At 37.2% G+C, this 10,398-nt stretch carries 6 protein-coding genes; 2 read left to right on the top strand and 4 right to left on the bottom strand.

Going from position 1 to position 10,398, the window contains the following annotated elements:
* The first annotated feature begins 282 nt into the window (after positions 1-282).
* Both AC33VI_RS12230 and ttcA read left to right on the top strand, forming a co-directional pair.
* On the top strand, positions 283-4,371 hold the full coding sequence (locus AC33VI_RS12230; RefSeq protein WP_491782545.1) for a S8 family serine peptidase: 4,089 nt from the start codon (positions 283-285) through the stop codon (positions 4,369-4,371).
* A 127-nt stretch (positions 4,372-4,498) separates the two neighbouring features.
* Complete coding sequence (gene ttcA, locus AC33VI_RS12225) at positions 4,499-5,314, top strand: tRNA 2-thiocytidine(32) synthetase TtcA (protein WP_491782544.1); 816 nt, start codon at positions 4,499-4,501, stop codon at positions 5,312-5,314.
* A 24-nt stretch (positions 5,315-5,338) separates the two neighbouring features.
* On the opposite strand, the gene AC33VI_RS12220 is transcribed toward ttcA, so the two are convergent.
* The 4 genes from AC33VI_RS12220 to AC33VI_RS12205 all read right to left on the bottom strand — a co-directional run.
* On the bottom strand, positions 5,339-6,172 hold the full coding sequence (locus AC33VI_RS12220; RefSeq protein WP_491782543.1) for a tetratricopeptide repeat protein: 834 nt from the start codon (positions 6,170-6,172) through the stop codon (positions 5,339-5,341).
* Between the two features lie 72 nt (positions 6,173-6,244).
* Complete coding sequence (locus tag AC33VI_RS12215; RefSeq protein WP_491782542.1) at positions 6,245-7,981, bottom strand: tetratricopeptide repeat-containing sulfotransferase family protein; 1,737 nt, start codon at positions 7,979-7,981, stop codon at positions 6,245-6,247.
* A 168-nt stretch (positions 7,982-8,149) separates the two neighbouring features.
* Positions 8,150-9,907: a sulfotransferase family 2 domain-containing protein gene (locus tag AC33VI_RS12210; RefSeq protein ID WP_491782541.1), complete on the bottom strand. Its 1,758-nt coding sequence runs from the start codon at positions 9,905-9,907 to the stop codon at positions 8,150-8,152.
* 73 nt (positions 9,908-9,980) lie between these two features.
* The coding region (locus AC33VI_RS12205) for a tetratricopeptide repeat protein (protein WP_491782540.1) at positions 9,981-10,398 on the bottom strand (418 nt) is incomplete at its 5' end.

Below are 10,398 nucleotides of genomic sequence, written 5' to 3'. Positions count from 1 at the left end.
GTGAGAATTTACAACAACAGCAAAATTAGAACTTTCACGATTGAGCAAATAATTATTTGCTTCTAACTTTGCTCAAAATATTTGCCCCAAATAAATATTGCGATCGCAACCTATTTAGATAAGTAGTTCCACTTGATTAAACATTAAACGTTTGGGTTGGGCAAAGGGAAAAAGATATTCTTGAATTTTTTTCAATTTCCTATTGGGTGTTTATTTAAGTGGAACTACTTATAGGCAACTTGTCCATATTCCAAAATTTTTTTAAAACACAAATTTAATACAATGATTGACCAATTAACTGTCGCTCAATCTTCTTTAGAACTAGCCCTACCAGAAGTTAAACAGTTATTGAGAGATTTTCTACTCGACTCTCAATTTAATAATCAAATTAGTTTAGCTTTTAGTTTATCATCACCCCAACAAAGCGATCGCGCCAGAGAAATTATCAGTCAATGGGTAGCAGGAGAAGTAATATTACTAGGAATAGAACTGGTTTCTAGTAGTTCTATTAATGGTGCATTGGGTGCATATGCTGCTGAAACTAATACTATTTATTTATCTCAAGAATTTTTAAGTCAAAACCAAAATAATCCCGATGCAGTGAGAAATGTTCTCTTAGAAGAACTAGGACACGCTTTTTCTCATCAGTTAAACCCCGAAGATGCACAAGGAGATGAAGGAAATCTATTTGCTAATTTGGTTCTAGGTAACAATTTGAGCGATCGCCAACTAGAAAGCATCCAAACTGAAGATGATACTACTACGGTCATTCTAGATGATGCGATTGTGGAAATAGAACAAGCTGAACCAGGGGGAAATACAGCTTTCGATCTAATTGGATTGACAGCTTTACGTAACGATCCTAATTTTGCCGATATTGATGGTACTAGTTTTGATGTAGTAATCATTGATAGTGGTTTAGACCGCACCCATCCATTATTAGATGATAATTATCGGTTGGGACTGGATTTTATAGATGGCGATGATAACCCTAATGATTTACGTGGTCATGGAACTCATGTATCGGGTACTATTGGCGCAGAAGACGAAAATATAGGCGTAGCCCCAGATGTCGGTTTGATTGGATTAAAAATTGGGGATGAGGAAAGACCAAATCCAGACGCAGTAATAGAAGCTTTAAAATGGGTACTTGGAGAAGCTGAAAATGATAATTCAGAACATAATATTGTTGCAGTCAATTTGTCCCTTGGCGGTGGTTTTTTTACATCGCCTGACGAACCAAATTCGCAACTTGAGAACGATCGTCGCGACTTAATTAGGGCTTTAGAAGCAGAAGGTATAGTAGTAGTTTCTTCTGCTGGCAATAGTTATATTGGCGCAACAGACAATGAAGGAAATTTAACCGATTCTGGGGGTAATCTACTTAACCCCAATCAAGAACCGAATCTAGGATCGCCAGCAATATACAGTACCATTGCTGTTGGGGCAGTGTGGCATAGCGGTCGAGATATATCTAGAAGTGACGATAATATAAATATACAAATTCCAACAGAAGACAGTATTGCTGTATTTAGTCAGCGATTAAATGCAAATAATTTTTTGTTTGCACCTGGAGTAGAAATTGAAAGTACTTATCCACAGGAAAGGAGAGTTTTACGTAATGGTACGAGTCAAGCAGCCCCTCATGTTGCAGGTTCAGTAGTATTATTACAGGAAATTGCTGCTGAATACGATTACAGACTTTCACCAGAAGAAATTAGATTTTATTTAATTAATAATGCTGACATCATCCAAGACGGGGATGATGAGGAAGATATAGTCATCAGCACTGATACAGCCTATCCCCGTATTAATATCCATCGCTCGGCGATCGCTCTTAGAGAAGATTTAGAAAATGCCTTTGGTTCATCTGTTCCAGAAAATACGGTAGAAGATCTTAACGGTACAATTAGAAACGCAATTCGAGGACCAATCATCCGCGATTTTCCCTCATTTGATTTTCCTGAGATTAATTTTCCTGAAATACCAGGAAGACCATCATTTGAATTTCCTGAGATTGACTTTCCAGATATTGACTTTCCTAACATACCAGAAAGACCATCATTTCCTTCTTTCGGTTTTGAACCCACTACTCTAGAAGAAAGCATTGGATTTGATGATGGAGAAAATTTAGTTGGCAATACGGATGTAGATTTCTATCGCTTTACTGTTACTTCCTCCAGTAATATCTCTTTTCTACTCAATCCCCTGAGTGATGGTTTTGTTGGCAACCTTAGATTGTTCGATCTTTTGGGGAATGAAATAGCCCTCAACGGTAATGGTAATCGAGCAACTGCTAACTTAGATTTTGGTATATATTTTCTAGGAGTTAGCGGAGACGGAAACGCTGACTATAATCCAAATGTTGCAGGTAGCGGTACGGCAGCTAACAGTACTGGAGATTATTCTTTAACCTTCGATTTGAGTAATGTTAACGATCCTAACGGAGTTATAGATGGTGCGATCGATGTTAGTCTGGGTAACAGTCGCCAACCATCAGTTTTTGATGATGTTTTGGGTACAGATTTTGGTGAAGAGGTAATATCTGCGGATGTAGATCTATATCGTTTGACTGTTCCCGATAATGGAGAACTCCGCATTGACATTGATACTCCTTTTAGAACTAATTTTCCAGATTCTTATCTACGACTGTTTAACGAAAATGGAGAAGAATTAGTTTTCAGCAGCAATAATCAATTAGTAGCTAGTGATAATGATTTAGCGCCAGGAGAAGTAGAAGCGCGGTTAGAATCTACAGGAGAAACAGTAATCCTCGATCGAGAAGGCATTACCAATATATCTGATGGAGTTAGAGATGAAAATGGCTATCAACCAGGTAATTACGGACACTCAACCGATAGTTATTTAAGCTTTAGGGCTGAAAGAGGAACTACTTATTACATTGGGGTGTCAGATGCTAACAATCAACAATACGATCCCACTACTCTTAATAATCGTGGCACATCAAATGGTAGTGGTGGACAATATGAATTAACCGCCACATTTATTAACGACGATCTTGATGGTACTATCGATAGCGTGACAGAGATTACTTCCTTACCGACAACTGGTTTAAGAGGAAATGTTGGTATCGATGGCGATTCGGAAGTAGGAAACAAAGATGTTGACTTTTATCGCATTAATTCTCCAACTGCTGGGATTTTGGAAATCGATCTTGACTCAGTATCAGCAGAAGCAACCATCGACGATCCTGTCGATACGGTAATAGTGTTGTTCGATGCCGATGGAAATCAAATCGGTTTGAATGATAATATCAGCGATACTGATTCTCGATTGAGAGTTCAAATTGCAGCCGATACAGATTATTATGCAGGAGTAACGGGTGCGGGTAACCAAGATTTCGATCCTTTTGCTTTGGGTAGTGGTTCGGCAGGAGATACGGGAGAATATATTTTCAATAGCCGTTTACTTTCATTAGATGCAGCAACTAACATCAGTAATAACACTATTGAAAGTGAATTAGTTCGAGATGTCACCTTGGGCGAGAGAATTTCAGGACGTATTGGTGAAGATGCTGGTTATATTATTGGTGCTACAGATGTGGATATTTATCGTTTTGTTGCTACAAGAGACGGCACTATTAATATTCGCGTAGAAGCTAATCTAGAATTTAGTGCCGATACATTTTTGCGGGTATTTGATGCCAATGGTAATGAGATCGCTTTTAATGATGATGAAAACTCTTTGACTAGGGGGAGTTTTGTAGAACTTAATGTTCGAGCAGGAACTGAATATTACATTGGGATTAATGGTTTTAGTGAAGAGGCAAGAAATTACGATCCTAGAACAGGACAAAATAGATCGGCAGGAAGTAGAGGAACTTATAATCTTTCTATCACTGAGATCGAAGGACTTACTCAAGAGCCGATTGGATTGCCCAACGAACCAAACGATCCAGTCTCTAACTTATCTGTGTATCGTTTTTTTAATAACAATACAGGAGTTCATTTCTATACAGCAAACGAACTAGAAAGAAATGCTGTTCAAGAGCTAGATAATTTTAGTTTTGAAGGTGCATCTTATATTAGTGTAGATCCTTTATCTGGACAACCAGAACCAGTCCCTGTATATCGTTTTCTCAATCAAGATACTGGCGTACATCTTTATACCATCTCCGAAATAGAAAGAGATGCAGTTCGGGAACTAAATAATTTTAGTTTTGAGGGGGAAGCCTTTTTTGCTTATGAGTCAGAAGTGGATGGTTCTATTCCTATCTATCGCTTCTTCAATTCTACTACTGGAGCGCATTTCTACACTCCCTCAGTAGCAGAAAGAAACAATATCGAAGATAATTTGACAGAATTTCAATTTGAAGGAATAGCTTATTATGCTCTTCCTCTTTCAGAGTAAAATGTTGAAGTTAAAAACTTTTACTAAAATCATGTGAAAAAAGTCTGGTAAATTAATAGTCAACAAAATTCTTAACGACAATGCCAGATAGTCACATATATATTACTCAAAAAATATTGCTAATTTAATGAACAGTGAAGCAATTAAAACTCGTACTTCTAAAAACTTTAAAAAACTCCAAGCTCACCTGCGGGGTTTGACGGGGAAAGCGATCGGCGATTACAAAATGATCGAAGCGGGCGATCGCGTGATGGTCTGTCTGTCTGGGGGTAAGGATTCTTATACCATGCTGGATATGCTGATTAGTTTGCGACGCAAAGCCCCCGTTGATTTTGAATTGCTGGCGGTTAATTTAGACCAAAAACAGCCTGGGTTTCCCCAAGAAGTGTTGCCCAATTATTTGGATTCTTTAGATATTCCCTATCGTATTGTTGAAGAGGATACCTACAGTATTGTTAAACAGATAATTCCCGAAGGTAAAACTACCTGTGGTTTATGTTCTCGTTTGCGTCGCGGTATTTTATATCGAGTAGCCCAAGAAGAAGGAGCGACTAAAATTGCTTTAGGACACCATCGAGATGATATTGTCGAGACTTTATTTTTAAATATGTTTCATGGCGGAACTTTAAAAGCCATGCCACCTAAATTACTCAGCGATGATGGCAAATATATTGTAATTCGTCCTTTGGCATATTGTTCGGAAAAAGAGATCGTTCGTTATGCTAACGTCAGAGAATTTCCGATAATTCCTTGCAATCTTTGTGGCAGCCAGGAAAACTTACAAAGAGGAAAGATCAAAGAAATGCTACAGGCTTGGGATCGGGAGACTCCTGGGAAAGTAGACCGTATTTTTCGCAGCATTCAAAACATCGCTCCCTCTCAGCTAGCAGATACTAATTTATTTGATTTTGCTAGTTTGGGTAAAAATCGATCTGCATATTAAGTAAGGGCGATTCGCGAATCGCCCTTACAGGGCTTTTTGAAAGCATAATTCAGCTTCCGATCGCTTGCCTTGTTCCATTAAAGTATTGCCTAAAGCAAGATAGGCATTTTTAAAATCTGGCTTGATTTCTAAGGCTTTTTGGTAGCATTTGATGGCATCGTCTAATTGTTTTTTTTGTTTTAATAGATCGCCAAATCTTTTATAAGCCGTACTAAATTGGGGATCTATTTCCAATGCTTTTTGATAGTTGCCCGCAGCTTCTTTGAGCAACCCTTGTTTGAAATAGATATTACCCACATTAAGATATCTTCGGGGATTATCTGCTTCTAAGCTTAAAGCTTTGAGATAGTTGTTAGTGGCAGCTGGGAAGTTTTTTTGTTTTTCTAGAAGACTGGCGAATTTGTGATAAAATCCTGCCCCCCAATCTGTTTTTAATTCCGCAGCCTTTTGGAAAGCTGCGATCGCATCGGGATTATTTTGATTGACTTCTAATAAGAGATTGCCATAGTTGCGATATATTAAAGCAGGCACATCGGGGTTTAAGGCGATCGCTTCGGCATAGGCAGAAATCGCACCATAGGTTTTATTTTGTTTGGTTAATACTTTGGCGAGTTTGATATATCCTGCGTGGCTTTCGGGTTTTAAACCCACTAGGCGACGATAGCATTTAGCAGCCTCCGACCAATTTTTTTGGGTTTCGTAGATTTGACCTAGTTTATTTAAGGGTTGAATGTAATCTGGTTTGAGGGCGATCGCTTTTTGATAAGCAGCAATTGATTCGGGAAACATTTTTTTGGCTTGTAGTTCGTTTCCTAGTTGAAAGTTTTGTTGGGCTGTAGTTAAGGATTCGTCAATCATGTTAGTTAGTGGGTAGGGGGCGGTTCGCCCTAAAGGATTAGCTTCGCGTGAACCGCCCGTACAGTTATTAGTTTAAAAAGAAAAAGCTTGTTGCAAATAGTCTTGTAAAAGTTGGTTATATTCTGGAAATAAATCGGCGATTAATTGATATTTACTATCCTGAGAATTTAATTTTTGATAAGAACCAGCAAAATGTTTTTGATATTTGTTACTGCTGAAATTGGGTAATTCTAGGAAGTCAAAAACAGATTTCATGACTGTTTGAGGTTGACGATATAAGTCTTCACTCTGAATTACCAGTAACTGTTCTCTGGGAAATACGGCTAACCACTTTTGCAAAAAATAAACATAAAGCCCCGAAAATAGGTAACCTTGTTCTCCCGACCAATTTTTAGTTTCCTTAACTAAATCGATCTCTGGTAAAGCTGCGATCGCTTGTAATTCTGCGGTCATTGCTGCTTCAAAAGAACGCATTTCGATGCCGTGTTTGACATTATGATAGTAGTGGGAAATGGCTCGATCGACAGGATTTCTCAGGATTGCTAATAATTTCACTTGAGGGCAAGTTTCTTTGACTTGGGATTGAATGGTGTTGCAGAGATAGCCTGGGCTAGCTTCTCCCGTTAAATAGTTTTCTGTTTCCACGATCGGGGGAAAATGGGCTAAATACCAATCCAAACCTTTGTTTAAATGGTGCAGAAAGTAATGTACCTCTTTTTGGGCGCAGGGCAATATTTGGGGGTGTTGAATGAGATATTCATAAAGAGAAGTAGTACCAGCTTTCATGGCACCGATAACGATGAAATTAGGCTTTTTTACTTCCCCTCGATGCCAATAATTTTTGGTATATTCTGGTTTTAGCCAAAGATTGAGTTTATAAGTTGCATCTTGATAAGCTGCGATCGCTTGGGGAATTTCTCCTTGTTTGGATAGCAAATCTCCCAGACGAGTATACAGCCAACTGGCATTGGGTTGTTGTTGAATGTTGGATGCAAAAGCTGCAACCACTTCGTCTAGTTGGGCTGGCTGCAATTGGCTAAACATCAACTTTTGGTAGGCGGGAGAAAAACCAGGATCTAACTGCAAAGCTTGGGCGTAGCAAGAGATGGCTTCTGGAGTTTGATATTGTTGTTGTAGAGCATATCCTAAATTGTAGTAATACCAAGGATCTGCTTTTAACTCCACCGCCTGACGGTAATAATCGATCGCATCTGCCCAGGCTTCTTCTGCCAAAGCAATACTACCTAAATTAGCCAGGATATTGGGAGTTTTATGATTTAATTCTAATGCGGTTTTATAGGCTGCTAGGGCTGGAATATAGTTTTGTTGTTGGTAGTGTATATCCCCCATTTCTTGATGGGCTAGGGCAAATTTCGGATCTATAGCGATCGCCTTTTGATATTCTTCGATGGCTTCGGTAAAACTACCTCTTGCTTTTAAAGCCCTAGCCAATCGATGGTAAAAACCTTTTATCTGAGGATTTAGTTGAATAGCTGCCCGAGATTTGGCGATCGCCTCTTCCCATTTTTCTTGGAGATAAAATACCCGACTCAAACCATGATAAGACCAACTAAAACGGGGATTTAAAGCGATCGCCGTAGTATATGCTGCTTCTGCTTCACCTAAATTACCACTGCTTAAAAATATGTCTCCTAAATAATGATAAGGCTTATGATAATTAGGGTTGAGTGCGATCGCTTTTTGGCAGATCGCGATCGCCGCTTGATATTTTTTTTGTTTTTTTAGTGCGATCGCCTCCTCGATTGATTTTTCTATATTTTGTTTCTGTTTCTCGGCAGACAGATCCATATTTTAGAAATGTTGATTAAATTAGTAGTTTAATATATCCATAATTATCGATCTATTCTGAATTTTCTGTTACTAAACCCATGGAAAGTTTATATTTATAAATCATAGACAAAATTGAATCTTTAAGATAAATTATGAGAAATTGAGACTATTAAAGAAAACGAAATGTTACCATTGTTCTGCTGAATTACTCAAATCCACAGCAAACATTTGCTCGTAAAGTTTAATATCTTTGGCGTATCTTTGACGAACAATCGCTTCTAGTTCGGGAGAATATATTTGTTTGGCGGTGGGCATTCCTGGCAAGTTTCTTAACTCCTGGGGATATAGAGTATGAAAAGGAATATCTTGAGTAAATTCTTGATATTTTGTAGCGTGTTCCGAACCTTTTTTCTTGATGCGAATATTATAATTATTTTGCAAAATCTTAATTGTACGGTTGAGATTTTCAAATTGACCCACAAAATCAAATTTTACTTCTGCCACAAAATTATCTTGGGGTTTCCAATGGTCGTTTAATTCCCAGTCTTTTTTTCTAGCTAAATATTGAATAAATTGCTCGAAGGTAATTGATTTTTTTAGATCGATTGCTAAACCTAAAAATTGTTGTACGTCTTTGATTACTTCAATGGCAAATGATTCTGGCTGTAGATGTTTGGCAATTTTATCTAAATAGCCACTTGCCAATCTAGCAAAAGGGTTACGTAAAACAACAATTTTAAAATAGTCATCAGCCGATAAACCAGTTATTAACTTATCTACTGTTTCTCTTTTACTCAAGATAAATTGATGGATATTTTGTGATGATTGCTCGTACTCTTGTTTATATTTACTATTTTCGATAATAATGTTTTTAAATAAGGTACAAGCATTTTTAGGAATGCTACAATATAACAATTTTAAATTGTGATTAATGAAATAATATCCTAGAGGATCGATAGTTCTACCTTGAGTCCCTAAAAACCCTAGTTTTAAATATTGTTTTAAATTTAATAGTTCTGGTGCTTCTGGAGCAAATTTATGAGTTAATAGTTCTTGTATATGTTGTCGATCGTAATTGTCACCTAAAACATTGCTTAAAGCTAGATCGAAACCAGGATAGCTATAAAAATCATTATGATTAATTTTAATCGCCCGAAAATAATACTCTAAAGCTAGTTGATACTGTCTTTTTTCTACTAATAAATTAGCCAAATTTTGATATAACCAAGTTGGTTGTTGGGAATCGATCGCCAGAATGTCTTGATAAGTCGCGATCGCCCGAGAAGTTTTTCCCTGTTTTTGTAAAGCTTCAGCCAGCAACTTTTTGATACCGATATGATGGGGATATTGTTTTTCTCCCCACTGACAAACTTTGGTAGCGCGTCCGAATAGCTTATTTTTATGCAATATTTTGGCAAAGTTAATATATACCCAAAAAGGTAATTTATCTTGAAGCTCGATCGCTTTTTGGTAAATGTCAATAGTTTGGCGATCGTTATTTTTATATGCCATCGCACTGGCTAATTTGGCATATACTAATCCATAGTCATTTCTTAGTTCTATTGCTTTTTTGAAAGCTAAAATTGCCTCATCTATTTTATTAGTTTGAGTTAAAGCATCTCCTAAACCAATAAATACCCAAGCTGGTTGTTGGGGTTGCATTTTTAAGGCAGTTTTATAGTTTTTGAGAGAATCGGCAAAATGTTTGAGTCGCACCTGCAAGCTGGCAATCTTTAAATAAATATCCACGCGATCGCCCGCCAGACAAACTATTTTTTGATAGTAATTAATTGCCTCTTCTAATTGTTGTTCTTCTTCATAAATCTTGGCTATTTTTTCTAAAGTCTCGATCCCATTAGGTTCGGTTTTTAGCTTGGCTAATTGTCGCTCTAACTCTTGTTTAAATTCTTGATTTTTAATCGGCTTATTTTCAACTTGATTCATACTTAGTTATTAGTTTTTAGTTATTAGTTTTTAGTTATTAACTTTAAAATAAAATGTAGCTACTCACTACTCACTACCCATTACCCACTAATTCATTCAAATGTTCTACAACATGAGGATTTTGCTGCTGAAGCTGAATATTTTCTCGATTGATACGTATTAATTCATCCTTGCGATCGACGATAATTTGTGAAATATCTCGATGTTCGATGAGATTTTGATGTTTTTGGAAAATTCTTTCCAATACTCTGGTTAACAAGACATATCGATGTTGTTGGGCAAAAATAATTGCCGATTTTTTGAGCAGACTGGGATGATTGGGATATTCAATCGCTGCTGTATTGAGCAAATCGATAGTTTTTTGAAATTCTTGGCGTCTTTGATATTCTGTGGCTGCGGCTAGATAAGCAGAGATATTGTTGGGATAGTAGCTTTTAGTTGCTTCTAAAAAATAATTTAGAGCTTCGTCAAACTTGCCCTGTTTTTTGGCT

The organism is Waterburya sp., from assembly GCF_058530065.1.
Note: the sequence above shows the minus strand (reverse complement) of the source record. Positions and strands in the feature narration are given on the sequence as shown.